This is a genomic window from Parasutterella muris (assembly GCF_009767915.1).
Classification (GTDB): domain Bacteria; phylum Pseudomonadota; class Gammaproteobacteria; order Burkholderiales; family Burkholderiaceae_F; genus Parasutterella; species Parasutterella muris.
Genome location: NZ_WSRP01000106.1, coordinates 1 through 925 on the forward strand (window position 1 = coordinate 1; position 925 = coordinate 925).

At 41.3% G+C, this 925-nt stretch carries 1 pseudogene; it reads left to right on the forward strand.

Annotation, left to right across the window (positions count from 1 at the left end):
• Positions 1-407: 407 nt before the first annotated feature.
• Positions 408-704: pseudogene (locus E5987_RS12765) on the forward strand (HU family DNA-binding protein); the annotation flags it as partial.
• Between the last annotated feature and the right edge of the window lie 221 nt (positions 705-925).

Sequence of the window (925 nt, forward strand, 5' to 3'; positions counted from 1 at the left end):
AATTCTTAAACTGCCCTCAACCTAAGTAACACAAGGGATGAGGGCTTTTTTATTTACGAGATTCTCCTAAAGTCGGGGGAACATCCCGATATTTATATTTAAATTTCGTACAAATCACCATTGAGTTTTGCATCAGAACACGAATCGAAAGCGGGATAAATATTTGCGCATGCAGGCTTTATTCTAGAAAGTTCCTCCCGTTTAATAGTGATCCGCGTTCACTTCTCATATCCAAGAAAAGTACTCGAGCACAGAAAATTTTTATAGTAGAAGCTATATGTGCTATGAATAAAAAGGCACTGAGAACAAGAGGCTGATCGATAAAAAACTAAAAATGAGCACTTCCTATTTAAAAAGTTTTCACCCATTATATTTTTGTTTTATGATCTTGTTCTCTTCATCAACGAAAACGAAAGGAAAACGAGATGAATAAATCTGAACTGATCGATGCCGTTGCCAACACAACCGGCAAAACAAAAGCCGACGTTAAAGCTGTCATTGACGCTGTCATGGAACAAGTGATCAACACTGTCAAAGAAGGCGATGAAATCACACTTATCGGCTTTGGCACATTCAAATCTTCTGTTCGCAAAGCCCATGAAGGCCGCAATCCTTCTACCGGCGAAACAATTCAGATCCCTGCCGCGACACTTCCTAAGTTTGTTCCCGGCAAGCAGTTCAAAGATGCCGTAAACGCTAAGTAATTCGTTTTCGACCTCAATTTAACCCGCTCAATTGCGGGTTAAATAAAAAACGCGTTTTGAAAAATCAATACGCGTTTTTTATTTGTTTTCACGAAGCCCTTCTATCAAGGGCTTCGCTTATTTGTCGTGCAGATTACTTGCCGGCAACAGCAGCTTTTTCTGCGTCTTCCGGTTTCTGTCCGCGCGGAACGATCACGCCTGTCGGCTGTTCAGCAGCGTTG